This window comes from Ktedonobacter sp. SOSP1-85, from assembly GCF_016587415.1.
Lineage (GTDB): Bacteria > Chloroflexota > Ktedonobacteria > Ktedonobacterales > Ktedonobacteraceae > Ktedonobacter.
Window position 1 is genome coordinate 5,593,916 of the sequence record NZ_BNJI01000001.1, and the last position, 22,013, is coordinate 5,615,928.

The 22,013-nt window shown below is 52.0% G+C and carries 30 protein-coding genes; 7 read left to right on the forward strand and 23 right to left on the reverse strand.

The features are described from left to right. Positions 1–68 precede the first annotated feature (68 nt). The 5 genes from accD to KTE_RS23270 form a co-directional block, all read right to left on the reverse strand. Positions 69–956, reverse strand: a complete 888-nt coding sequence (gene accD / locus KTE_RS23250; protein ID WP_201385113.1) for an acetyl-CoA carboxylase, carboxyltransferase subunit beta — start codon at positions 954–956, stop codon at positions 69–71. A 15-nt stretch (positions 957–971) separates the two neighbouring features. Further along, positions 972–1,985 (reverse strand): signal recognition particle-docking protein FtsY, encoded by a 1,014-nt coding sequence (ftsY, locus tag KTE_RS23255; RefSeq protein WP_201385116.1) that lies wholly within the window; start codon positions 1,983–1,985, stop codon positions 972–974. A 393-nt stretch (positions 1,986–2,378) separates the two neighbouring features. Beyond that, positions 2,379–2,594 carry a hypothetical protein gene (locus KTE_RS23260; RefSeq protein ID WP_007909317.1) on the reverse strand — a complete coding sequence of 72 codons (216 nt, stop codon included), beginning with the start codon at positions 2,592–2,594 and terminating at the stop codon, positions 2,379–2,381. Between the two features lie 542 nt (positions 2,595–3,136). Continuing rightward, complete coding sequence (locus KTE_RS23265) at positions 3,137–3,817, reverse strand: hypothetical protein (protein WP_201385118.1); 681 nt, start codon at positions 3,815–3,817, stop codon at positions 3,137–3,139. 60 nt (positions 3,818–3,877) lie between these two features. Continuing rightward, positions 3,878–4,243, reverse strand: coding sequence for a tyrosine-type recombinase/integrase (locus KTE_RS23270; protein ID WP_201385120.1), 366 nt, complete (start codon positions 4,241–4,243; stop codon positions 3,878–3,880). A 112-nt stretch (positions 4,244–4,355) separates the two neighbouring features. Between KTE_RS23270 and KTE_RS23275 the strand changes: the two genes are divergently transcribed. Continuing rightward, a protein-coding gene (locus KTE_RS23275) for an IS5 family transposase (protein WP_201387191.1) occupies positions 4,356–5,160 on the forward strand; the annotation gives its coding sequence in 2 pieces (ribosomal slippage) (positions 4,356–4,757 and positions 4,759–5,160; 804 coding nt in all). Here KTE_RS23275 and xerC read toward each other — a convergent pair. From xerC to KTE_RS23300, 5 genes are all read right to left on the reverse strand, one after another. After that, positions 5,062–5,964: a tyrosine recombinase XerC gene (xerC, locus tag KTE_RS23280; protein ID WP_201385122.1), complete on the reverse strand. Its 903-nt coding sequence runs from the start codon at positions 5,962–5,964 to the stop codon at positions 5,062–5,064. The two genes, KTE_RS23275 and xerC, sit on opposite strands and share 99 nt — an antisense overlap. Before the next feature lie 77 nt (positions 5,965–6,041). Then, positions 6,042–6,347, reverse strand: coding sequence for a helix-turn-helix domain-containing protein (locus tag KTE_RS48935; protein ID WP_307811958.1), 306 nt, complete (start codon positions 6,345–6,347; stop codon positions 6,042–6,044). Then, positions 6,344–7,690, reverse strand: coding sequence for a replicative DNA helicase (dnaB, locus tag KTE_RS23290; RefSeq protein ID WP_201385127.1), 1,347 nt, complete (start codon positions 7,688–7,690; stop codon positions 6,344–6,346). The genes KTE_RS48935 and dnaB overlap by 4 nt, the downstream gene beginning before the upstream one ends. Beyond that, positions 7,683–8,675, reverse strand: coding sequence for a hypothetical protein (locus KTE_RS23295; protein WP_201385129.1), 993 nt, complete (start codon positions 8,673–8,675; stop codon positions 7,683–7,685). The genes dnaB and KTE_RS23295 overlap by 8 nt, the downstream gene beginning before the upstream one ends. A 60-nt stretch (positions 8,676–8,735) precedes the next feature. Beyond that, the gene (locus KTE_RS23300) at positions 8,736–9,221 is read right to left on the reverse strand and encodes a hypothetical protein (RefSeq protein WP_201385131.1); all 486 of its coding nucleotides are present in this window, start codon (positions 9,219–9,221) and stop codon (positions 8,736–8,738) included. A gap of 424 nt (positions 9,222–9,645) precedes the next feature. Here KTE_RS23300 and KTE_RS23305 point away from each other — a divergent pair, with 424 nt between their 5' ends. From KTE_RS23305 to KTE_RS23325, 5 genes are all read left to right on the forward strand, one after another. After that, positions 9,646–10,014 carry an ArsR/SmtB family transcription factor gene (locus KTE_RS23305; RefSeq protein ID WP_374226822.1) on the forward strand — a complete coding sequence of 123 codons (369 nt, stop codon included), beginning with the start codon at positions 9,646–9,648 and terminating at the stop codon, positions 10,012–10,014. Next, positions 9,992–10,441, forward strand: coding sequence for an SRPBCC domain-containing protein (locus KTE_RS23310; protein WP_201373732.1), 450 nt, complete (start codon positions 9,992–9,994; stop codon positions 10,439–10,441). The genes KTE_RS23305 and KTE_RS23310 overlap by 23 nt, the downstream gene beginning before the upstream one ends. A gap of 208 nt (positions 10,442–10,649) precedes the next feature. Further along, positions 10,650–11,084, forward strand: a complete 435-nt coding sequence (locus KTE_RS23315) for an SRPBCC domain-containing protein (protein ID WP_201385133.1) — start codon at positions 10,650–10,652, stop codon at positions 11,082–11,084. 120 nt (positions 11,085–11,204) lie between these two features. Then, entirely contained in the window at positions 11,205–11,591 is a 387-nt protein-coding gene (locus KTE_RS23320; protein ID WP_201385135.1) for a VOC family protein, read from the forward strand. Between the two features lie 291 nt (positions 11,592–11,882). After that, a complete protein-coding gene (locus KTE_RS23325; RefSeq protein WP_201385137.1) occupies positions 11,883–13,457 on the forward strand; it encodes an IS1182 family transposase in 1,575 nt (524 codons plus the stop codon). A gap of 586 nt (positions 13,458–14,043) precedes the next feature. On the opposite strand, the gene KTE_RS23330 is transcribed toward KTE_RS23325, so the two are convergent. Further along, the gene (locus tag KTE_RS23330; protein WP_201385139.1) at positions 14,044–14,934 is read right to left on the reverse strand and encodes a phosphoadenosine phosphosulfate reductase family protein; all 891 of its coding nucleotides are present in this window, start codon (positions 14,932–14,934) and stop codon (positions 14,044–14,046) included. 165 nt (positions 14,935–15,099) lie between these two features. Here KTE_RS23330 and KTE_RS23335 point away from each other — a divergent pair, with 165 nt between their 5' ends. Further along, entirely contained in the window at positions 15,100–16,125 is a 1,026-nt protein-coding gene (locus tag KTE_RS23335; protein WP_201385141.1) for a pentapeptide repeat-containing protein, read from the forward strand. Between the two features lie 40 nt (positions 16,126–16,165). Here the strand turns inward: KTE_RS23335 and KTE_RS23340 are convergent, their stop codons facing one another. The 12 genes from KTE_RS23340 to KTE_RS23395 form a co-directional block, all read right to left on the reverse strand. After that, complete coding sequence (locus tag KTE_RS23340) at positions 16,166–16,372, reverse strand: hypothetical protein (protein WP_201385143.1); 207 nt, start codon at positions 16,370–16,372, stop codon at positions 16,166–16,168. Between the two features lie 72 nt (positions 16,373–16,444). Then, on the reverse strand, positions 16,445–16,666 hold the full coding sequence (locus KTE_RS23345) for a hypothetical protein (RefSeq protein ID WP_201385145.1): 222 nt from the start codon (positions 16,664–16,666) through the stop codon (positions 16,445–16,447). A 12-nt stretch (positions 16,667–16,678) separates the two neighbouring features. Next, positions 16,679–17,203 carry a hypothetical protein gene (locus tag KTE_RS23350; protein WP_201385147.1) on the reverse strand — a complete coding sequence of 175 codons (525 nt, stop codon included), beginning with the start codon at positions 17,201–17,203 and terminating at the stop codon, positions 16,679–16,681. A gap of 55 nt (positions 17,204–17,258) precedes the next feature. After that, a complete protein-coding gene (locus KTE_RS23355; RefSeq protein WP_201385150.1) occupies positions 17,259–17,603 on the reverse strand; it encodes a hypothetical protein in 345 nt (114 codons plus the stop codon). 171 nt (positions 17,604–17,774) lie between these two features. After that, positions 17,775–18,083 carry a hypothetical protein gene (locus KTE_RS23360; protein ID WP_201385152.1) on the reverse strand — a complete coding sequence of 103 codons (309 nt, stop codon included), beginning with the start codon at positions 18,081–18,083 and terminating at the stop codon, positions 17,775–17,777. A 3-nt stretch (positions 18,084–18,086) separates the two neighbouring features. Beyond that, complete coding sequence (locus KTE_RS23365; protein ID WP_201385154.1) at positions 18,087–18,779, reverse strand: glucosaminidase domain-containing protein; 693 nt, start codon at positions 18,777–18,779, stop codon at positions 18,087–18,089. A 148-nt stretch (positions 18,780–18,927) separates the two neighbouring features. Beyond that, entirely contained in the window at positions 18,928–19,116 is a 189-nt protein-coding gene (locus tag KTE_RS23370; protein WP_201385156.1) for a helix-turn-helix domain-containing protein, read from the reverse strand. 1 nt (position 19,117) lies between these two features. Continuing rightward, complete coding sequence (locus KTE_RS23375) at positions 19,118–19,696, reverse strand: hypothetical protein (RefSeq protein WP_201385158.1); 579 nt, start codon at positions 19,694–19,696, stop codon at positions 19,118–19,120. A gap of 18 nt (positions 19,697–19,714) precedes the next feature. Beyond that, the gene (locus tag KTE_RS23380) at positions 19,715–20,656 is read right to left on the reverse strand and encodes an ABC transporter permease (RefSeq protein ID WP_201385160.1); all 942 of its coding nucleotides are present in this window, start codon (positions 20,654–20,656) and stop codon (positions 19,715–19,717) included. 192 nt (positions 20,657–20,848) lie between these two features. Next, on the reverse strand, positions 20,849–21,127 hold the full coding sequence (locus KTE_RS23385; RefSeq protein ID WP_201385162.1) for a hypothetical protein: 279 nt from the start codon (positions 21,125–21,127) through the stop codon (positions 20,849–20,851). A 26-nt stretch (positions 21,128–21,153) separates the two neighbouring features. Then, positions 21,154–21,504: a hypothetical protein gene (locus KTE_RS23390; RefSeq protein WP_201385164.1), complete on the reverse strand. Its 351-nt coding sequence runs from the start codon at positions 21,502–21,504 to the stop codon at positions 21,154–21,156. A gap of 79 nt (positions 21,505–21,583) precedes the next feature. Further along, positions 21,584–21,814: a hypothetical protein gene (locus tag KTE_RS23395; RefSeq protein ID WP_201385166.1), complete on the reverse strand. Its 231-nt coding sequence runs from the start codon at positions 21,812–21,814 to the stop codon at positions 21,584–21,586. Positions 21,815–22,013 lie beyond the last annotated feature (199 nt).

Here is a 22,013-nt window from a genome sequence, read left to right on the forward strand (position 1 = left end):
TACTTGGCTAATCCTCTATCTAAATGAGATACCAGAACACAAGATGGACGCAAGCAGACTCCCTTTCCCTATTTGGTTGAGGGCGCATACATGGTGAGTAGGCGCGAGAGCGTCTGGCGTAGTTCGTGGCGGTGAACGACTGTGTCGATCATGCCGTGTTCCAGGGCAAAGTTGGAATTGATGGTTCCTTCGGGCAGCTTAATGTGCATAAAGCCTTCAATCACACGAGGGCCGGTAAAGCAGATAAGCGCACCGGGTTCGGCCAGGATCACATCGCCCAGGAAGGCGAAACTGGCTGAGACGCCGCCTGTGGTGGGATCAGTGAGCAGGCTAAAATAAGGGAGTCCAGCCTCACCAAGCTTGGCGAGCGCGGCCGAGGTCTTGGCCATTTGCATGAGGGAGAAGATGCCTTCCTGCATGCGAGCACCGCCCGACGTGGAGACGACCAGCACTGGCAGTTGGCGCTCAATGGCCAGCTCAATCGTGCGCGTAATCTTCTCTCCCACGACGGACCCCATGCTGCCACCCATGAAGTGGAAGTCCATCACGGCCAGGGCCAGGGGCTGCCCATCGACGGTGGCAATGCCGCTGACGACCGCCTCGTTCTGGCCGGCTTTCTGCCGTTCCTCGATGAGCTTATTGGCGTAGTCAGGCTGATTGGCCATATTGGCGGGACGGGCGGTAAATTTGAGCGGATCGCCTGGAATCATGGTGGCATCCGTCTCTTCAAAGCTATTGGAATCGACGAGCAGCGTAATGCGTTCACGTGCCGTCAAGCGAAAATGATGGTTACAGCGTGAGCAGACTTTTTGATTCTTCTCCCAGTCGCGTCCATATAAAATCTCTTTGCATTTTGGGCATTTGACAACAATATTGCCCATCGCAGTGAGCGAAGACTGCGCGCGTGCTGCCGAGAAGGTGGAACTGTTCGATGGAGCAGCCGCTTCTTTCACCATACTAGGTCCTCCTGGTTATTCTTGTGTGAAGAGAGCCGCAACGAAGCTCTGTGGATCAAAGGGAATCAAGTTTTCGACCTTCTCACCTGTTGCAATGAATTTAATGGGCACACCCAGGTCGTCGGCAACGGCAAACGCGAACCCACCCTTGGCGGTGCTATCCAATTTGCTAATAATGACGCCTGTCAGGCCAATGTCTTCCGCGAACTTACGCGCCTGCAAGAGCGCGTTCTGTCCGGTCGTCGCATCGATAACAATGAGCAGCTCATGTGGGCCATCAGGGATAAACTTCTGAATGACCTTGTTGATCTTTTTAAGCTCCTCCATAAGATTATACTTAGTATGCAAGCGACCAGCGGTATCAACGATCAAGACATCGCTGCCACGCGATTGAGCGGCCTGAATGGCGTCATAGACGACCGCGCCCGGGTCAGCGTTTGGTTGTTGACTGATAACGGGAACGGAGACGCGCTGCCCCCATTCTTTGAGCTGATCAATCGCGGCAGCGCGGAAGGTGTCGGCCGCGGCCAACATGACCTGGCGACCTTCGCGCGAGAGACGGTGGGCCATTTTCGCAATGGAGGTCGTCTTCCCAGAGCCATTGACTCCGATGACAAGAATAACTGTCAGGGGAGAGCGTTGCGAGAGGCGCAGTGGGGAAGGATCGCCAAGCAGCATGACCAGTTCTTCTCGTAAGGCGCGTTGCACCTGGGCGCCGGTGCGCATATGCTCGTCTTCGGCACGCCGGCGCAGGCGTTCAATCAGCCAGATGGTGGTGCTGGGACCGACATCTGCGGCCAGCAGCGACTCTTCGAGATCATCCCACATCTCATCCGTGATCAGATCGGTCTCTTCTACGACCTCACTCATGCGACTAAAGAGCTGACGTGTGCGGTTGAGAAAGCCGAAGCGTTGTGGTGATTGTTGTTCTGGACGGGAAGGAGCATCTCCTGCTCGTTCCTGAGCAGGACCCTGATTCTTGTCGTCGGGATCTTCTTGTGGTTTCTGCCCAAAGAAGCGATTGAACACGTTGTGTTGACTCCTTATGTATCTCTATGCTGAACGTATAAGTGCGTTATGTATAAAAGCAGTCCCTTTACCAGGCGAAAGAAAAAATAGATCACTATGCTCACCTGGATAAAAGTGAGTGACCCTCTCTTTAGCAGGAAAGCGAAAGAGAGCGACATCTCCCTCGGTGTGCCCGAGAGCTTCTAGGAGTCGACCTCCACGCCATGATGTCCTACGGCGGGAACTCCAGTCCCCACAGAGTATAACATTGTGGCGCGGAACAGGACAAGAGGGCCAAAAATGCTCATCGTGCAGAATGACATTTTAGCAGGAGAAACGCTGCTAAAAAGCAATACACGTCAATGAGCGGTTGAAACCACCCAAAGACGTGCAAAGCGAAACAACATCTCAGCCCTATTGGCGACCGCTACGATATGAGTGGAGTGAGCCGTCACTGATAGGTTCGTTAATGATGATGTCGCCGTTACGGATTTTTATATTGTACAAGCAGGAGGGGTTGGTGCAGACCCATGCCTTGTACTCGATGGAAGCTCCCTGGCTACCGAAATCCGAAAGCGGAACCAGATCACCTTCACTACATTTGCGACACCGAGGAAATGCGTTTTCCACGAAATCGCCTCCTTCCTTCTCTCTGGAGGGTATATTCGCTTGCCTAACCAGGTTCAAGCGAGGCTTAACAAAAAAGTAAGCCGAGGGGGGAGCCTCCGCCGCTGCATCCGCATCCCCACAGCAGGTCTAATCCATGCCTCTCCTATCATACCACAACTCCATCCCAATGTCAGCAAGTATGTGAAGAAATATTCATGTTCCTGGGGGAGGTGCAAGAGCGCTTCACCAACCAGGCACATAGAAGAGAGGTGAAACAAGAGAACAGACATCCCTGGCTACGCCTTCCCTACTGAGCGTGAAATTGCGAGGACAACGCTCGGAACACCCGCGTTCTTTTGCTTCTTACTTCCAGCATAACACACATATGTATACTGATGCAGCTATACAAGTCACCTCATGCAGATGAATGAACAAATTTACAGCAGTGTTGACAGCAGTATGAAGAAAAAAGCATGATGTTTGCCACAAATTTGGACAAAAGAGAGGGCCAGGAAGAATCACTGGCCCGTTGGTAGTTTTATCTTAGTGCCCTGCCTTCAACATCACGCCTTCTCCCATTCACCTACATCCCATCCTCCATCACCATCTGTGTAGAGATAGCGGACCACATCTAATTCAGTCTCTAGAATGTCGGTACGCCATTCATTCTCAAAGTGATATGTTGTGACTTCAATCCTGCCATCGGGTAAACGTTTTGCAAGAGGATGCGAGCTATATCCCCACGCATGAGCAGGGTTCATGGCCTGCCCGTGAAGGTCCAACACACTCTTCAGACTTAAAGCGCTTTGCTCTATTTCTTCTTCAAATTGTTTCTTTTCAGCAAGCTTTTTCTCTTCGGCCTGATCTATTCTTTTTTTCTCGATTGCCTGTAACGCTTGTTTGAGATTGACAATATTTCCATCAGGAGACTGTATTCTCCAAATATTGTGCTCATCTTTCCCTAATATGCTAAAATCATGCTTGCTAAGAAATTGAAGCACATCCTCTTTATCAGCACCACGCTTGCCTAACCACCGAAGAATAGCTATCTCGTTAACAGGCATTTCAAGTGGTGAAAGTAAAACCCATTTGGGCAGCTCCATTTGATCTTCATCAATCGGCACTTTACGCCATTGTTCACTTGTTAATTGATCCGTACGTTTCCAATGATATCCATAGGCACGCAGTAACGTATTCTGTTTCTCACGTTCTATTTTCTGATCTTCCCGTGTTACTTTCTTCACGACCTCTCCTCCTGAACCTACTCTTGCGTATACCACACTATAACGATTTTACCACATCGATTACCCCTGTCCATAAATACGATCAATCTCATTGCTCGCGACTTGCTGCATCTTCTCGGTCACGTGTCCATAGATATTGACCGTGACGCGAATGTCAGAGTGTCCCAACATCTCCGAGACAGTCTTCATCGGGACACCTGCGGCGAGCAGGGCCGTGGCGACGTTGTGCCGTAAGTCGTGTGGGACAATCCCATTTGCCCGTTTGGCAGGCAAGTTGCATTCCTTGGTGAGGAAGGCATAGAAGTGTGCGCGCACGGTGCTATCCCACATATGCCCTGATCTGGTCCTTGGATTGGCAAAGATCAGGTCGCTCTCTACCCATTTGTTTGCTTCCAGGCGTTGTTCAATCTGGTTCAGGCGATGCACACTTAATGCCTCTATGGCTAGCTTAGAAACTGTTTGCTAATGGAAAATTTGCCGATAAGGAAAAGAAAGGAGATCGTTGCGACCAACTGAGCCAGAAGAAGGAGTCAGAGTGATACTTACCCACCGAAATCGACCAGCGTACCCAAGTGATGTTACTGACGCCCAATGGGCCATTCTTGAGCCTTTGGTGCCCAAGCCTTCCACCGAAGGCCGACCAGCCGAAATTGAGCGGCGGGAGATCATCAATGGCATCTTGTACATTCTGCGCAGTGGAGAGCCGTGGCGCATGATGCCTCACGATTTGCCCAACTGGCAAACAGTGTATCAGTGCTTCCGTGACTGGAAGCTCGATGGAACCTGGGAACGTATCCACAGCCACTTGCGCAAACGTCTGCGCCAAGAGCTGGGACGAGACGAAGACCCTTCTGCCGGAAGCATCGATAGCCAAACCATCCAGACCAGCGCGGTGCGCGGTGGAGAGCGCGGCTACGATGCGGGGAAAAAAAAGGTTCGGCAGAAAACGCCACCTGCTCGTTGATACCGAAGGCTTCGTGCAGGCAGTGCGTGTCCATGCCGCCGACATCCAGGATCGTGATGGTGGCAGGCTCTTGCTTGCCGATGGGCCTAACCGATATCCTCGGATGAAGCATGTGTGGGTCGATAGCGCATATGCTGGCACGTTTGCCGATTGGATCAACGAGCATTTTGCCTGGAGCGTGCAGGTCATCAAACTGCGCACGGCCCATTGCTTCCAGGTCCAACCTCGTCGATGGGTGGTAGAGCGAACGTTCTCCTGGATCTCTCGCTGTCGACGCCTCTCACGCGACTTTGAGGGTCGCTGCGATACCAGCGAGGCATTCATCCATGTGGCTCTCAGTAGACTCATGCTGGCTCGACTCTCCAAATTGACTGGCTAAATTTTCTTTAGCAAACACATTCTTAGGAAGTGGAAGCGTGCGATGGCTGGTATCTGACTTGGGACCAGTCTCAAGAAGTATACGTGCTGTCTGATCATAGCTCACGGTGGCCGCGATGCGCAGCTCCTTCTTTTCAAAGTCAATCTGGCTCCAATGCAGAGCTAGCAATTCGCCAATGCGCATGCCTGTACTGATCAGAAGCAAAACAATCGTGCCAATGTAACGCTTCTCACTTTGCGCTTCGCGTGCGGCCTGGATTAGACGACGTGCCTGCTCCTCGTCCAGGATAATTGGTTCTCGTTTTTCTGCACGAGGAAGCTTCACATGCAGGCAAGGATTCTTTGCGATCTTGCCCAGGTCCACAGCATCAGAGAGGGCTTGGGAGAGAACCGTATGCGCTTTGTCAACGGTTCGTGGAGCAAGGCCCTGTTTGCTCATCTCAGTACACATATGCTGAACATCCTGGGTAGTTAGTTTTTGAAGAGGGATATGTTCCAGGTGGGGAATACAATGTACTTTAATCATAGAACGGTAGAGCTGGGTGCTCGTCAATTTAACAGTAGCTGCATGATTTTCAAGCCAGTACTCCAGGTACTCTCCTATTTTCATTTTACTTACGTCAACATACTCTCCGCGTGCCAATTTCGCAAGTGCCTCATCCCGCTTCTTCCTGGCTTCCGTCTTTGTCTTTCCGTAAAAAGATTTGCGCTTCCCTGTACCACTGAAATTAGGGACAATTGCTTCCCAGCGTCCGTCTTTGCGCTCGAAGACACTGCCTTCGCCATAGTGTGGCTTTCTGCCCATGTTGTTCTACTCCACAAAGAAATCCCGCCTATGAGCCATAGGCGGGACTATTTCTTACTTGTCTCTACAACTACTACCTACTGTATTGCGGGAACCCGAGACAGAGCGAGCCATTCATTGATCTCTTCAGGATGAAACCTGATAGCTCCACCAATTTTATAATGAGGGATAGAGCGTTCTGCTACCATTGCATATATCTGACTTCGCGAGAGACCAAGGCTTGCAGCAACCTGGGGAGCTGTCAGATACGATACTGCTGGTTGCTCCTGTGTTGCTTTTCTGTTTGTTCTCGGCATAACTGACAACCTCCCAGCGGGTTTCAAAGGTGAGCTTTCAACGTTGCGATTTTGAGACAGAGTCAGATGTTTTTGTCGCTGTGTCATTCGGATATCTCACTTTCTGTTACTGAAGTTACTTCCAAAGGGGCAAAGCGGGTTTGACTGGCATTGAAGGCCAGGCGTACGGTTCCAACAGGGCCATTGCGATGCTTCGCAATGATGATGTCGGCCGTGTTGCGGGCCTCTTCGTTGTCGGGGTTATAGAGCTCTTCGCGGTAGATGAAGAGCACCACATCGGCGTCGTTCTCGATGGCTCCTGACTCTCGCAGGTCCGAGAGTTGGGGGATTTTTGCCTGACGACTCTCGACCGCTCGGGAGAGTTGCGCGAGAGCCAGGACAGGCACGTTTAATTCTTTTGCCAGGGCCTTGAGGTTGCTGCTGATCTCCGCGATCTCCTGCTCTCGGTTTTGCGTGCGCTTCTCCTGGGAGACGTGCATCAGCTGGAGGTAGTCCACAATGATCAGGTCTACCCCTTGCTGCGCCTGAAGGCGACGCGCCTTACTTCGCATGGCAGAGGGCGTTATCCCGGCTGTATCATCGATCCAGATGGAGCCTGTAGTAAGCGTGGCCGCCGCCTCGCTCACCTTTTCCCACTCGTGATCTTGAATCCAGCCCATGCGTAGTCGTTGTTGATCTAGTTCCGACGCCATCGACAAAAGGCGCATGCCCAGCTGATGCTTACTCATTTCCAGGGAGAAGACCGCCACGCGTTGCTGATGGTGATAGGCCGCATTGTAAGCCACGTTCAGGGCAAAGCTGGTCTTGCCAACAGCGGGACGCGCCGCCAGGATGATCAGGTCAGAGGGTTGTAGCCCACCCAGGGGAACATCCAGGACATTGAAGCCCGTTGGGACGCCTAATAGCTTCCCTTCGCGGTTACTGGCTGTTTCTAGCATCGTGATACAGTCGCTTAGGATGGAACTGACCGATGCGAAGTCAGATGTGCCGCGCCTTTGCGAGAGCGAGAAAATGAGTTGTTCCGCTTTTTCTGTGGCCTGTTCGTCATCTTCATAGGCCGTGGCCGCGATTTGACCTGCAGTATGGATGAGCCGCCTGGCCTGAGCGGTGCGCGCAATAATGCGGCTGTAGTATTCGGCGTTGCCGCTTGTGGGGACGGTGTTCACCAGAGAGGTGATATAGTCGTCGCCGCCTACTTCATCGAGCTTGTCGCGCCTGATAAGCTCATCGCAGAGTGTGATCAGGTCGGCTGGTTCTTGTTGCTCATAGAGGGTCCGTATCGCGTCGTAGATGGTGCTGTGAGCCTGGCGGTAAAAATCGTCAGGCGAGAGGATATCAGCGATCAAGCCAATCGCTTCAGGGTCGATGATGAGGCTTCCGAGAAGCGCGGCTTCTGCTTCCAGGTTGGAGGGGGGAAGTCGTTCAACCATCGTGCGTCATCCCTCGCTTTCGCGGGCCGCGCTGGGCCTGGAACTGTTGGTATTGCTGCTCCATGTGCATCAAACTTTTCCCGGCCAAGCTCTTGCTCATTGGGGGGGACGTGGGTGTCGTGTTCTCGGTGCCCGTCGCCTCATGTTCAGACAATGACGATCGTCGTTTGTGTATGCTTGCGCATTCTCGTTTGAGCCACTCACGGAAAAAGGCGGGTGACATGCGTTTACCCTTGCGGTTGCGCTGCCGGTCATCAATCCATTCGCGTGCGGCGTCGGCTTCGCCTGTCAGTGAGAGACCAGGTTCCTGGGAGAACTCATGCACGAGACGAGACAGGGCAGCGTTTGCAGGCAGTTGGAGAATCGTAGCAACTTGGGCAGTGAGGGCTTCAAGGTCTTTTCCTTTTTGCTCTCCATGGGCGTCGTCGCTGTCTGTGCTGGGAGGAAAAGGGATAACATTTGCAGGCGGTGACGGTTGCTCTTCGGGGCCTTGCTCTTCACTTTGCTTACGTTGACTTAAATTATATTGACTTAAATTATATTGGGACGGACTTTCGCCGGATTTCCCAGAATTTCCCTGGGGAATTCCGTCATTTCCCAGGGAACGTTCGCTCTCATCTTCAGGCGAAGGCGAAACCGTCTTTTCTCCCCTTTCTAAAGGCGGTGCAGGATGCTTTGAGGGCGTGATCTTTGCCAGGCTCAGACTTTGCCAATGCTTCCAGCGGGTCAGGCTATAGTAACGGTGGCGGCCGACCTGGTAAAGAATGATGAGTTCATTGGCTTCTAACTCAGAAAGCACTTGCTCAACCAAGTCGGGGTTATAATCTAGTTTGCGACTGATCAGGGATGCGTGAGCCAGTTCGCGGCCTTCATCATCAGCCATAAGCACCAAGCCAATCAAAATTAACTGGGCGTCCTTGCTGCTCAGGCTCATCACATCGGGGTCCTCAAAGAAACGCGTGGGAAGACAACGCTTTGAAGCCATACACACTTTCCTTTCTCTCGTGGACGCGTTACAAAACGTGGGGAAAAGAAAAGGCGCGTGTCACTCGACCGCGCCCGCACCATTTTCAACAGAAGTCAAACGTTGCTCAGCCTCCTGTACCAGGTGCAAAAATCGTTCGTCAGGAAGCATAGCAACCCATTCAACCGCAATATCAGGATCAGCCTGAAAGTCTTCCTGCTCTTCAGATGAGACCAACTGGTACTTGCAGGCCACGTCAGCGACACAGAACTTGCACCAATAGTGACCGTCTCCCAGGTATGCGTCGCAATGATGAGGCCAGTCAGCAATAGCAAGACCATGACAGTGCTCACACTCGATACAACCATAGGCGTTTTTCAGGTCCAGGCGCTTTCCACAGACACACGAAGCATGGTTTAAAAGATCTTTCAGGTGTTGGGTATAACTGGTTAGGTCTGCTATCTGTGCATAAGGATTAAAGCGCTCGTTGAAGTCTTTCAGCTTCCAGAGAAGCAAATCACGTTTCCACTTCAATCGATAGCGCCACGTGAGCCAGAAATTGAACATGAAGTGACCTCCTTATCTTCGTTTGAATTGCCGGAAGATGAAGCCAAGAATAAGAAGAGAGGCTCCGATTCCAAGAACGACGTTTCTAAGTGCTGAAAAAATTTGGCAGGGTCATGGTAAGCGACTAAGACCAGGATGAAGACCATGAAGGCCATAAAAATGATGCTCAACACTCTCCAAACAATGCGGACTGCTTTAACCATGGGGTCTCCTTTCAAGACAGAAAGCCCTCCAGATGATTCTCTCTATCAGAGAAGAGCGCGTGTTACTAGAGAACCGGTCAAGTAATCAAGATCCGGAGTGCTCCGTGACAGGGCAAGTATCCCGTCCAGCACCAGGCGTAACATCCACACCTCCCGATCTATACAACCGACGTGGAACGTGACCCTTGACACTGCTTCACCATCTTTGTATACTTAACGATATGGTTAACGATTCGCCAGAGCAACTCAATACCGTCTTTTTTGCCCTCGCAGATCCCACACGCCGGGCCATCTTAGAACGCCTGGCCCACGGTGAGGCTTCGGGAACGGAACTAGCGCGGCCTTTCTCTATCTCTGTGCCAGCCATTTCCAAGCATTTACGCGTGCTGGAACACGCGGAGCTGATTTTGCATCGCAAGGAGGGGCGCACGCACCTGTTTCGCCTCGCTGCTCGTCCCCTGAAAGAGGCCGCCACCTGGCTTGAACATTACCGGCAGTTTTGGGAAACCCAATTCGATGCATTGGATACCTACCTGCACATGACATCAGAAGAGGAGCACGACCCCGATGATCCCTCCCGCATCTCCTAACGACACCACTCTCGTCCTGCGACGGACATTTCTCGCCGAACGCGCACGTGTGTTCCGCGCTTGGATCACACCAAAGGCGTTGGAGTCCTGGTTGAGACCCAGGGGCATGAGCATGACGGTGCGTTCGCTCGACGCGCGTGCTGGTGGGTCCTTCTGTTTCGATTTAGAGAACGGCGGTTCCATCGCTGGCACCTACCTGCACATCATTCCCCCCGAAAAACTGGTCTTTACCTGGTCAGGCGGAGCGATACCGCAGAGAGAAACTGTGGTCACTCTGGAATTTTTCGACCAGGGTCCGGTGACCGAAGTTGTGCTGACCCACGAACGGCTGAACACTCCAGAATTACGCGCGCTGATTGGAGGTGGCTGGCCCTCCATGCTCGATGCGCTGGCCTCGGTACTCTCCTCCCCCCATCTCGACCTGTAACGTGCTGCCCCGACTTCACAGCGCGAGATCCAGGCAGAGCAGAAAATCTGGAGGCAAGCCCCCCTTGACAGCATTCCCTTTTTTCAACTATACTTAACCTACCAGTTAAGTATAGTTGCGTAACACATACAACCTTTCGTTTTATCTCAATACTTAACCGATAGATTAAGTATTGTCATATACCGGCATTCAAGGAAAGGGAACAACGATGACAGCTATCGTCGAGGAAATTACGATAGAAGCCGCCCCGCAGCGCGTCTGGGACGCTATAACTCAGCAGGGCGAAATCATTCAATGGTGGGCTGACAAGGCACGACTCAAACCAGAGGTAGGCTCGCTGGCGGAATTTCGCTTCAGGCCCCCTGCTGGTGTTCTTCAGTTTGAGGTGGCCGGACTGGAGCAGGACAAAAAAGTGCATTGGATTTCCAGACAAGGCCCTCCACCATGGGCAGGGACCAGCGTTACCTGGCAACTCACGCCAGTCCACAACGGAACCACATTGGTCTTCACGCATGAGGGGTTCACTCAAGTAGATGGGGGCTATGAACAGACACGCAGAAATTGGAAATACTTTCTGGACAGCCTGAAATCTTACCTGGAGACGGGGCAAGGCACCCCTGGGCTTCCTCCCTCTGTCTCGTAAGGCGATGGTTTCGTGATGAACGATGTCCTGTTCCTGTGCTTTTCAGAGGATTTGCCTGCGAGAGTGTGTTTTTTGAGACCATTTCAATGCAACAGTTACTTCCACGTTAAGGAGATACAGATGACCAGCGTATCGTTGGGCGCGAACTCAAAGATGGTTGTTCTCGCTTCAGAGCGGGAAAACATTCAGCGTTTCTATCGTGATGTTTTAGGATGCAAAGTGGACAGAAAGCCGCAGGCGGATCTTATCTGGCTTCGTCCTGATTTCTACCTGGGAGTGGTGTACGAAAATTCCGCCTCAAGTGTGTCAGATATGCTGAAATCACTATGGTTAGAGCTTCGGACAGACCGCCCAGAAGAACTGAAACAGCAAATTCTCAACTTTGGCCTCAAGGAAATCGAGTATCAGGATAAGGCGCATTTTTATTTTCAGGCTCCAGGTGGGCAAGTGTTTCGTTTGGTAAACACGACCGAAGACATGAATCTCTACCGCCCCCTTCTTGAATGAGCCTTGACGAATTCAACCAGAACTATCGCTGGAGTAATCGGCGTGGCTGGCTTGGCCAGTTATCCTACGCAGATGGCTCCGACGCCATGGGAGGTCAAGTGTCAATCGCGCCCTGCTGCTGGCGAAATCTGGAGGACGTTCCTGTTCCCGAACGGTCCTCCCAGAGGTTCTGAGAGAACACATCTCAAGAATACTTCTGCCATGCATGACCAGCAGCAGGGCGCGATTGACACGTTTCCCCAAGGGAAAGTTTTCCGTTCAGCATACAAAAGCAGAGCGAAGGAGTACCACATGCGTCCTTCATCCTGGCAACCTCCGATTGAGCCATCATCTGTTGAGCAAAACATCATCATACGCATCAAACGAGCGAAATTATTTGTCTTTCTCCGTCATCACCGCCATGAGCTCTTTGATGACGCGTTTCAAGAAGAATTGGCGGCGCTCTATGCGCCGAGCCTCCGTGGACAACCTCCCGTTCCGCCTGCGCGATTAGCCCTAGCTACCATTCTGCAAGCGTACACGGGCGTCTCGGATGATGAGGTCATTGAGGCGACGCTGATGGATCGGCGCTGGCAATTGGTGCTGGATTGTCTGGATACCGAGCAAGCGCCGTTCAGCAAAGGGACACTGGTAGCTTTTCGCAAGCGCCTGATTGAGGCCCAGAAGGATCGGCGGCTGATCGAACGAACCATCGAGTTGGCCAGCCAAATCCAGGAGTTTGGAGCACGGGCCTTACGCGCGGCCCTCGATAGCAGCCCGCTATGGGGAGCAGGCCGAGTCGAAGATACGTACAATCTCATCGGGCACGCGCTCAAAAAGATTCTGGGGGTAGTGGCCAAACAACAAGGAAGAGAATTGGTCGAAATAGGGCACGAGGCAGGAGCAGACGTGGTCTGTGGAACGAGCTTGAAAGCGACGCTTGACCGGGATTGGGATCAGTCAAGGCAGCTGGAAGAAGCGCTGAACCTGGTTTTGAAGGTGCTGCAGACGGTGGAAACATGGGTACAGACCTTGCAACAGGATGAGGTGGAACTAGCCGAGCCGTCGCTAGAAATCGCTCGTCAAGTGAAAGAGCAAGACGTGCAGATCGACGAGAATGGGAAAGCACGTTTGATCAAAGGTGTGGCAAAAGATCGGCGCATCAGCGTCGAAGACGCCGAGATGCGTCATGGTCGCAAAAGTCGATGTGTGCGTGTCGATGGATACAAGCGACATGTGCTCCACGATTTAGATACTGGCCTTATCCGTGCGGTCGGGGTCACTCCTGCCAATGTTCCTGAAGCCAGCGTGACCGAAGCTATCAGCACAGATTTGGCTCGACAAGCTATTTGTTTGAAGGAACTGCATATCGACCGAGCCTATTTGAGTAGCCATCTCGTCCGTGAGCGCAGCCACGAGCTGGAAGTCTATTGCAAAGCCTGGCCCGTACGCCAAGGCAAACGCTTCTCGAAGCAGGCATTTCTCCTGGACTGGGATCGGCAGATCATCCGTTGTCCAGCAGAACAAGAGATGCCCTTTGTGCCTGGCGGCGTGGTACATTTTCCCAAGGATACCTGTGCTCGGTGCCCGTTGAAAACGCAATGCACGACCAGTGCCAAAGGGCGCAGTGTGAGTATTCATCCTGACGAAGCGTTGCTTCTCGAGTTACGAGAGCGCCAACTGGCGCCAGAAGGACGGGCCAAACTCCGTGAACGGGTCGCCGTTGAACATACCCTGGCCCATGTTGGTCGGTGGCAAGGACGACGTGCCCGCTATCGCGGGCTGCGCAAAAACCTCTTCGATCTGCGTCGGTACGCGGTCGTCCACAATTTGCATGTCCTGGCTCGTTCCCAGTCCCTTCAAGTTGATTTTCAGGAGGCCGCGTGATTACTCGACCGGTTCTCTAGACCGCGCCCAACTCACAAGAACGTGCGATTACAGAAAATGTACGTGACTCTCGAGGTTTGCTAATATGTGGCTTTTTGCTGTGTTTATGAATGTCACTTGAGTTTGTCTCCGATGTTATAAAAAAACATACCCGATAAGGGCATTTATTAGTGTTTAACCATTTGATGCTATCCGATGGTTTTTGTTTAGTTTAGATGCTCTTGAGTATTTAAGGCATCTAAGTTAGGGGGGAACTCAATGAAGCACTTGGCATATACCAAGATTGTTTACCTTACGGCTTTCAGCTGCTTGATTGCCCTATTGCTGTTAACCAGTACAGCATATTCAGCATCAGCCGCTCGTGTAACAACCCAAATGCCAAGTAAAGCGGTAATGCCTCATGTGGAACCCGGTGAGGGTGGGGGACCTGGCTATGGTGGGGGATCTCAGGGGTATCACTGGGCCTACCGCAGTACGTGTTACTGGCAATATGTTCCTTGGTACGTCCAGAGTAACTGCTGGTAATAGCCACTAGAAAGAATAGCGACTATAGGGGCACGGTGCACTTACTCCGTGCCCCTAGTTTTTATGCCAACATCTCAGCAAGGGCATGTCCATGCTGAATGGTGTGTCCAGTTTCGGCTTCAATTGCTAACGCTCGTTCCATCACAGCCCGGCCCTCCTGGGTGTAGTAGCCAGTACGCAGCTGCTCGGGACTTTTGAGGAAACACATCACACACGACATGCGAGGGCCGCCCTCTACATCCGTCTCATACATATCCTGCTGGGTCATACCCTGAAGCTCATAGCAGTAGTGAGGCTCGATCTGGTAGGCTCGCATCTTCTGAAAGACCTCGATCCGTCGCCAGGAAAGCACGGGCCGCCATTCATGCATCCATCCTTGCTTCAGGCCAGAACGCTCACGCCAGATAGGCAACTTTGCGCGCCCACGAGACTCTAAGGCCCGTTCACCTAGGCAGATCACGGGATGATCACCCAGCAGGTGCGCATTAGCCCTAGCCCAGGAGTTGAAGTTGTCGCGCTTGAAGTAGGATGTACAGAAGCGAACCGACAGAGAGGGCCAGGCTTGCCGCCACTCAACCAGGTCAAGCACACTTTCCACTTGGCGCAGGTACTTCGCTTGACGTGAGCCACAAGCCCGACACCAGGGGATTGAAAGAGTAGCGCACGAGACTAGGTAACGATGGCAACACTCTAGGCATTCATAGCCGCTGTAGCTTGCCTGTGTACAGTAGAGGGGGACGCTTAAATGTTGGCAAATGGTTTCGCAATACTCCACCGTTCCAGGCCAGTCCTCCAGTACAATTTGATGGTGAGCAATCACCAGTTCATGAGGGACGATTCCCAGCACCTCAAGCAACATGGCGATGCTATCCTTCCCACCACTCACGGAGACGACAACCCGTGTTGCTTGGCACTGGCCAGCAATATATTCATCCAGAACAGAGAGGCTCATTGTTTCACCTCATAAGAAAAGCCCTCATAGCTGATGCTATAAGGGCTGATTGTATTCTGCATATTCTTCTTTTGTAATACTCTGCTTCCATTTCGTTTACTTATTTGAGTTACCACCTCCGTTTCACAAACACAAAGAAAAACCAGATACACCAGGAGAGAGAATGTGAGCACTGCACATCAACAACAGCTAGTTACCTCACTAAATGGGAAACAAGCTATTGCCCAACACCTTGCACACCTCCAGGCCAAACGTCAACAATCTCTAGCATTGCCACCTAAAAAATTTCGAGTTGCCTGGACTGGATTTTCAGGCAAAACATTGTGGGACTGGTTACAACTACTTGCCGCTCTTGCAATTCCAGTTGTTGTGGCAGCTGGCACAATCTGGTTTAGCTATCAACAAAGCGAGACAAGTCTTCAAATAAGCCAAGTGCAACACAAAAATGATCAGCAAAACATCGATGATCAGCAACAAGAAGTAGTGTTAAAAACTTATCTTGATGATATGAGCACTTTGTTGTTGACATATAAGTTAGGTCAATCACAAAGGGATGATGAAGTAAGGCAAGTTGCTCGCGCCAAGACTTTAACAGCTTTGAGAAGACTTAATGGCGAGCGAAAAGGAATATTGTTACGCTTTCTTCTAGATGCAGAACTAATTAACAAGGAGTATAGCAACCATCGTGGATTTTACTACGCGATTATAGATTTGACCGAAGCCAACTTGGAACAAGCTGACTTAATGCGAATTGATCTAAAAGGGGCAATCCTAACAGGAGTTGATTTACAAAATGCTAATTTACAAAGGGCAGGATTGCTTAGGGCTGCTTTATATCAGGCAAACCTGGGAAATGCAGATTTACAAAATGCAGACTTAGAAACGGCATACATGGATTTGGCTAATTTGCAAGGAGCACATCTAGAATATGCCCGCTTAAATTGGGCTCAAATAGGATATTCTAATCTGCAAGGAGCACATCTGGAGTATGCTGAGATTCAATCGGCTGATTTGGAAAGTTCTAACTTGCGAGGCGCTAATTTACAAGGAGTTGATTTGCGAGGCGCTAATTTGCAAGGAGTTGATTTGCGAGGCGCTAATCTACAAGATACAGACTTGCGAGGCACTAATCTACAAGGGGCTAATCTACAAGGGGCTAATCTACAAGGGGCAAAAAAAGGGCCCTTATAACAAGTGCTATAAGGGCTGGTTATATCACTGAGTGTAGGGCCTAGATGCGCTGAAGCTTGCTGGGCTTATACCAGGAAGATGGGTAGCTAGTGCCTTTTAAACGATGGGGGCGGTCAAAGACAACCTTCACTAAACTTTCTGCATACGAACGATCATGCACAAACTGGGTAATTTTTCCCTTGGCTCCTTTGGGCCATTGATCGACAACCTGCACACGATCACCTAGCTTTAATTGTTCTTCTGTCATACTCTCCTGCCCTTTTAAGAGAAAAGCCCTCATAGCAGGCGCTATAAGGGCTGATTAACATACGGTACTGTACTAATCACGACCCCTCTTCATGGCGAGGGTGGGACGATCTGAGCCACGATCATCAAGGATAGAAATCTCTCCTCGCGCTTCTGCTTCTCGCCACATGCGCGCCTGAGCCTTGCGTGTGCGTCGTCTGCGTCCGCTACGGGAACAGATGGAAGCAAGGATCATAAACCAGACCAGGACGGCCAGAATGATGAAGGGGTTCATAGCGAGTGTGATGTACTGCATTCGTTTTCCCTTCTAGGCAGCCGCCTGCATGTGCTCTTCAACAATGCGCTGACAGCGACAGCGCGACGCATAGACCTCTTGCACGGCCTGCGCTAATGCCTCATCAATGGTCAGGCCATAGCTGTAGCATCCATCAAGCCAGGCCTGACAGTGAGGACACCGACTGCCATACACATGGACCACTGCGCTTATACTGTAGGGAGTGCCACCGTAGTCATAGCTGATATGTGGCTTCATGCCAGTGAGTGTCTCGATCTCATCTATGTAGTGGGCACAGCGATCTGGGTAGACATCGCTGCGCACTGCCAACCAGAACCACCTGACGTGTTCATGTTGTGCCTCTTCACACTCATGGCGAAGGCAGGCATCAATGGCATCTTGTCGCCGTGAAAAGCGGGCCTGTTGGATGATGTCGTCATCATAGATATGCTCAAGCGCGATGAACTCTTCTGGGTACAGTTTTTCAATCTTGATGGGGTACCATTCGCCATCGATCTGGACGACTGCATAACCAGGGGGAAGTTTGTGTTGCTTCATAGCATGCTCCTGTATCAAGAGGCCCTCTCAACAGTGCAAGAAGGCCGAAACACATTTATGCTGCTCGCGAGACGAGAGAAGCGATACGCTTTCGTATCTCTCGCCGGTGTTTGATGCGCTCCAGGCGAATACCCTGCTCACGTAAGCGAAGCAAGAAATCATAGTACCCATGGCAGGATGGGCAGAGACACAACAAAGCGGGCTGGGAGTTGAGCGTATCGTGCAGTTTGATGTGGGCCGCGTGCAGCCACACGATATAGGGCTTCCCAGTGCGCTTACTACGTCGTGTGGCCTGCTGATGCACGCCGCATATCTCACATTGCCACTGCGCACGCGCTTTACATGCTGTAGAAAGGGCTTTCCAGCAAGGGGGATACATGCGCCTGCGTCGCCACATCATGGCTGTGATCTCGCTTTCTGGTTTCAATCGCACACGTCGAGCAAAGGCACGAAGAGGCTTGTGAAGGAAAAGGAAGTGTGTGCTGTTTGTACCAGCACCCAACACAAAGGCGCGGTGTCTGTTGCTGTGCCTGTGCCAGCTGATCAAGAAGTACAATCCATAGCTGCTCACTCATGGCTCATGTTCCCCTTTTCTAGCTTCCTCAAGAAGCCTATCAAGAAGGCTAATCAGTTCGCTTTCAAGGATCTGATCAGCTTCATAAGCGTCGTCTGTTGGGGTATGAGTGCCACGCGCCGCTCTCCTATCCAGATAGGCCCGTTCGCGCTGCTGTTTGCGTACTAACTGGTCGCGCAAGCCCTCTAGCCAACGTTGGCCCTCTTCAGGAGTCATCATGTCAAAGGGCTTGCGATAAAAGACCGTGGCCTGGGCATGGTTGCGCCCAGGACCATGAGAAGAGGAACGTCGGGTTGCTCGAGCCATGAGCTACACCAGCCCGCGAGACCAGCGCTGTACGTCGCTACTCACTGCCTGCACATAAGCCTGCTCGCTATTCCCGTCCGTAGCGGGCGCATAGTGCGCGATGATGGTTGTCAGCGTATTCCAGCCTTGAGGCAGGTACTCATTTTTGATCAGTCGGTACCAGTCCATAAGGCTATCTGACCAGGTGGTGTAGGAGCGGAAGCGCCCGATACATCGCGGCCAGCCCCTGGTGCAAATGATGTTGCCGATCGAGTGGGTCAGTGCCGCGACGCCGCGAAGCCCGTAGCTTGACTCATGATGGAAGAAAGCCAGCGCATAGGCGGGGTTGATACCGGCATTGACGCCAATGTCATAGAAGAGGGACCCTAGCCCCTTCGCGGGTGATCCTGCTTGAGCAAGAATGCTATCAATCTGCTGTGCTGTGATCGTGGGCTTGCCCGTGATCCTCTCGGAGCTGGAGAGGGTTGTTTGCCCTGGAAGCGGATTGAATGTAGGCAATTTCGGAAGCACCTGGGGCGAGAGCGAGAGCCAGAGGGCCGCGATAATGATCAGCACGCCCAGGAACAGAAAGGGAATGCTTATCCCCTTACTCCTCGGGCCTGTATCGGTATACCAACACACGAAAAGAATCACACCAAGTACGAAACCAACCGCGACAATAAACGTCGCCGGACCGTTCAACTGAAGCATAGGCATGGTGGGGTCTCCTTCCCAAAGGAAAGCCCACATGTTATACTATTCTGAACATGTGGGCTTCAAGGTTCACACACGCGGTCTATCTCTGCCATGTCGCCAAACAGGTCTCAGAGAGCCGCGTTTTTTTGTCTTTTTTGTAAGAACTGTGCTAAGAGGCCGAGCTACTGGAAAGAACCTTATTAAGTGCTTCGCGCTTGATCCTGTACGCCTGATGGGCATTCACATGCGGTAAGACGACCGCCTCTAGCGTGCCCTGCTTGACCCAACGGCGCACGGTGGCATCATCGACGCGTAGGATACGAGCGACTTCAGAAACGGTTAAGAGTTCGCTACTCATGTTAAGCTTCTCCTTTTTCTTCGCTATCCCATAGCTTCAAGGGACGACCTGGTCGCCGGTGCCGTAGGCGTTTTACCTCCGCTTCCAGGTCAAAGCGTGTGCGCTCGGGAAGCTTCATTAAACGCTCTACAGCCTCCTTGCGGCCAACAATGAGGGCTCCAATAAAGACGCAATGCCCATAGTGGCCGCGCCGGAGCCGGTCAAATTTATCAGGTTTATCGGGAAGGTGAAAATCTTTGGCGGGAGGAAGCGATTGCTCAAAACGAGTTTTGTAGGGCTCGTACCATTCCAGGCTATCCATGGCCAGGACGGGGACTGAGAGGCAACTGTCGTGCGTCCCCACTACTGCCGCTTCCATGCCGCTGTTATAGGTGTTCAAACTATACGTATACCAATCCGACGAGCGGGCCAGGATGACGACCCACAGTTCGCGCCGGTGCTTCTCGGAGTAGATGCGGATACGCCGCCCATTGCTTGAGGCGGAGCCAGGAAGAATGCGCACGCCTAGTTGCCGCTGCTGGTGCTGGATGGCCCGTTGCGTATCCTCAAGGGTGTACTGGCAGTAGCGCCGTTTCGGCATGCGCGCTCACCTCACTTCCTAGGCATCATCTTCAGGCATCTCCTCTGCGACGCGATTGATTTGACGCATCCCAGCTTGAAAGACCACGTCGAACACCGTCTTTTGTTGGGCGCGCAGCTCCTGCAACTCCTCGCGCTGGTTCTGAACCATCGCTTGAAATTGCCTTGCGTTATCGATCATCGACTGGGCGTTAATCTGCGATTGGATGACGGTTGAGAGGTTGGTGGCCCTGGTCGTGATTTTGGCAACTTTCTGCTCGATGGTCTCCTTCTTCTTGTGCAGGTGTCCACTACAGGCCCAGTCAGCGACCGCACAGAGGACCACGCGAATGGCGATGGCTGCATAGACCAACCAGGGAATGGTGGCCATGATTGCCTTCGCGCCCTGGGCAATCGCGCTATCGCCTGCCACTGACTGATCACCACCAAGCGCCTGAATAACGATGGCTGATGCCAGCTGGGCAACGCCACAGCCCAGACTCATCACGGCCCAAATGATCAGCTGCGCTTTGTAGGCTTTCTTGCGCTCTTCGGACTTGCTGAAGTTCATCGAGTACACCATCGCCACACGCAAGCCCTCCAGCGCGTAGCCAATGACATGCATGATCAGGATGAAGCGTTCCCAGGAGAAATCGCGAAAGCCTGTCATGAAGAGGCCATCCTCATAACCAAAGGAGAGGAAGAAAATGAGAGGAACGACCAGGCGCACCAGCACGATCCAACTATACTCGGCATGTTCTTCCAGACTATAGTGGTTCTGGCTGAGTTGGTCGATCTCTTGCATCATATCCTCGAAGCGTTGCTCAAGACGTTCCGAGGTCGTACGCGGGGTCTCGGGATCCTCTTTGGGGTCAGGGAGAGGATAATTGCGCCGGCTCTGATTCCGCTGGTTGAACCCACCGCCCATTCGCCGCCACTGTGAGCCGACCCAATCGCGAAACCCTGCAAGCTTTCGTGCCATATTCCGTGTGTCCTTTCACTGGAAAATGTGATGGAAAACCATCAGGAAAAGTGAGCGAAAAAAATTAAATGTGTTGTAGCGTGCCTACTCCGTACCACAAAAAAGCGGCTTTTTGAGCTCAGAACCGGGGGCTCCTGCGAGGTGACTGCGAAATCACTGCGACGAAACCCCCCGAGGAAAACCGAGAACAAACTAAGCCGTTTTTTGCGCGGAACCTTGCGCCTTGCCAGAAGAAGCACCAGTTTTCTGGCCGCGTGCCTGGCGCTGGCGACGGACAATTTCGCGGCTTTCGTTCTTGTAAGAGTTACCCTCGACGCGATGCTTAATCGCCGGGAGACGCTTATCAAGATGCCGCAGGAGACCGTTGTAGGTTGCCAGCAGGTACTCATCCTCGACCCCTTGATTGACGGTATCGAGGATGTTCTTACGAAGCTGCTCGACCTGGGTTAACTGCTGTGATGTGATTGCCATAGGCGGTGATCCTCCTAAAAATCGTGCTAGGCCGAAGCCTGCCATGTCAGCGGCCAGTGCTGGGAAAGCTCTGACTGGACACGCTGGTACAAATGTTGGTCACGTCCTGACCAGCCAAAGAAGCGCGATTGATGCGTGGGTAACGTGTGCTCATCGTCGTCGTGATCCTCACCAGCCAGAAAGATCACTTCGCACGTCTCATCTGCTTGATGACGGTAGTGGTACTGGGCTGGGAGTGGGGAAACGTGCTTCCATGTCTTTGCCCTCATCTGGCGAACCAGGCGAAAACCCAGATGCTGTAAGACCTGGCTCACTTCTTCAAGAGATGGGAGCTCAGAGCAAAAGGCGGTGCTTTCTCCTGGGTCGCCATTGCTCATTGCTGATGTACCTCCTTGTGAAAACTAGCTGAGCCTCCTGTTGGGCTCAGTTCTAGCACCTCGTGAGAACTGCCAGAACTCAACCTTTAAAAGGGGAAGTTTGCACAAGCACCAGGGGAAGCGTTGATACCCTCCTTTCCTCTTCCTTGCCAGTGCTTGTGAACGGCCTGACCAGCCGCGTGCTACCGTGGGCGTAATCGCTGCTTTGCAACATACGATAGAAGCCTGAGCTTCCATTGTCTGACCCCATTAGCCAGCCCAGCACGCCGTGAACACGCACGCGCCAGCGCTCACTCGGTAGTGAATCCATATTTCCGTTGTTAAAGTCCTGCCTGTATTTGAGTCAAATTTTATTTCTGACTCAAATTTGCTACAATCAAATTATAAACAGTCAGGAAAGCAGTTGCCAATACTTTCTGACTAAAAATTTATAATTAACTCAAATATTGACTCAAAGTACATATTTTTAGACAGTATTGATTATATGTATTTTTTTGACTATAATATTG

Excerpts from the sequence above, each read along its gene's own strand:
- accD (WP_201385113.1), bottom strand. The coding sequence starts at position 956 with ATGGTGAAAGAAGCGGCTGCTCCATCGAACAGTTCCACCTTCTCGGCA.
- xerC (WP_201385122.1), bottom strand. The coding sequence starts at position 5,964 with ATGGGCAGAAAGCCACACTATGGCGAAGGCAGTGTCTTCGAGCGCAAA.
- KTE_RS48935 (WP_307811958.1), bottom strand. The coding sequence starts at position 6,347 with ATGACACAGCGACAAAAACATCTGACTCTGTCTCAAAATCGCAACGTT.
- dnaB (WP_201385127.1), bottom strand. The coding sequence starts at position 7,690 with ATGGTTGAACGACTTCCCCCCTCCAACCTGGAAGCAGAAGCCGCGCTT.
- KTE_RS23295 (WP_201385129.1), bottom strand. The coding sequence starts at position 8,675 with ATGGCTTCAAAGCGTTGTCTTCCCACGCGTTTCTTTGAGGACCCCGAT.
- KTE_RS23300 (WP_201385131.1), bottom strand. The coding sequence starts at position 9,221 with ATGTTCAATTTCTGGCTCACGTGGCGCTATCGATTGAAGTGGAAACGT.
- KTE_RS23305 (WP_374226822.1), top strand. The coding sequence starts at position 9,646 with ATGGTTAACGATTCGCCAGAGCAACTCAATACCGTCTTTTTTGCCCTC.
- KTE_RS23310 (WP_201373732.1), top strand. The coding sequence starts at position 9,992 with ATGATCCCTCCCGCATCTCCTAACGACACCACTCTCGTCCTGCGACGG.
- KTE_RS23315 (WP_201385133.1), top strand. The coding sequence starts at position 10,650 with ATGACAGCTATCGTCGAGGAAATTACGATAGAAGCCGCCCCGCAGCGC.
- KTE_RS23320 (WP_201385135.1), top strand. The coding sequence starts at position 11,205 with ATGACCAGCGTATCGTTGGGCGCGAACTCAAAGATGGTTGTTCTCGCT.
- KTE_RS23325 (WP_201385137.1), top strand. The coding sequence starts at position 11,883 with ATGCGTCCTTCATCCTGGCAACCTCCGATTGAGCCATCATCTGTTGAG.
- KTE_RS23330 (WP_201385139.1), bottom strand. The coding sequence starts at position 14,934 with ATGAGCCTCTCTGTTCTGGATGAATATATTGCTGGCCAGTGCCAAGCA.
- KTE_RS23340 (WP_201385143.1), bottom strand. The coding sequence starts at position 16,372 with ATGACAGAAGAACAATTAAAGCTAGGTGATCGTGTGCAGGTTGTCGAT.
- KTE_RS23345 (WP_201385145.1), bottom strand. The coding sequence starts at position 16,666 with ATGCAGTACATCACACTCGCTATGAACCCCTTCATCATTCTGGCCGTC.
- KTE_RS23350 (WP_201385147.1), bottom strand. The coding sequence starts at position 17,203 with ATGAAGCAACACAAACTTCCCCCTGGTTATGCAGTCGTCCAGATCGAT.
- KTE_RS23355 (WP_201385150.1), bottom strand. The coding sequence starts at position 17,603 with ATGATGTGGCGACGCAGGCGCATGTATCCCCCTTGCTGGAAAGCCCTT.
- KTE_RS23360 (WP_201385152.1), bottom strand. The coding sequence starts at position 18,083 with ATGGCTCGAGCAACCCGACGTTCCTCTTCTCATGGTCCTGGGCGCAAC.
- KTE_RS23365 (WP_201385154.1), bottom strand. The coding sequence starts at position 18,779 with ATGCCTATGCTTCAGTTGAACGGTCCGGCGACGTTTATTGTCGCGGTT.
- KTE_RS23370 (WP_201385156.1), bottom strand. The coding sequence starts at position 19,116 with ATGAGTAGCGAACTCTTAACCGTTTCTGAAGTCGCTCGTATCCTACGC.
- KTE_RS23375 (WP_201385158.1), bottom strand. The coding sequence starts at position 19,696 with ATGCCGAAACGGCGCTACTGCCAGTACACCCTTGAGGATACGCAACGG.
- KTE_RS23380 (WP_201385160.1), bottom strand. The coding sequence starts at position 20,656 with ATGGCACGAAAGCTTGCAGGGTTTCGCGATTGGGTCGGCTCACAGTGG.
- KTE_RS23385 (WP_201385162.1), bottom strand. The coding sequence starts at position 21,127 with ATGGCAATCACATCACAGCAGTTAACCCAGGTCGAGCAGCTTCGTAAG.
- KTE_RS23390 (WP_201385164.1), bottom strand. The coding sequence starts at position 21,504 with ATGAGCAATGGCGACCCAGGAGAAAGCACCGCCTTTTGCTCTGAGCTC.
- KTE_RS23395 (WP_201385166.1), bottom strand. The coding sequence starts at position 21,814 with ATGGATTCACTACCGAGTGAGCGCTGGCGCGTGCGTGTTCACGGCGTG.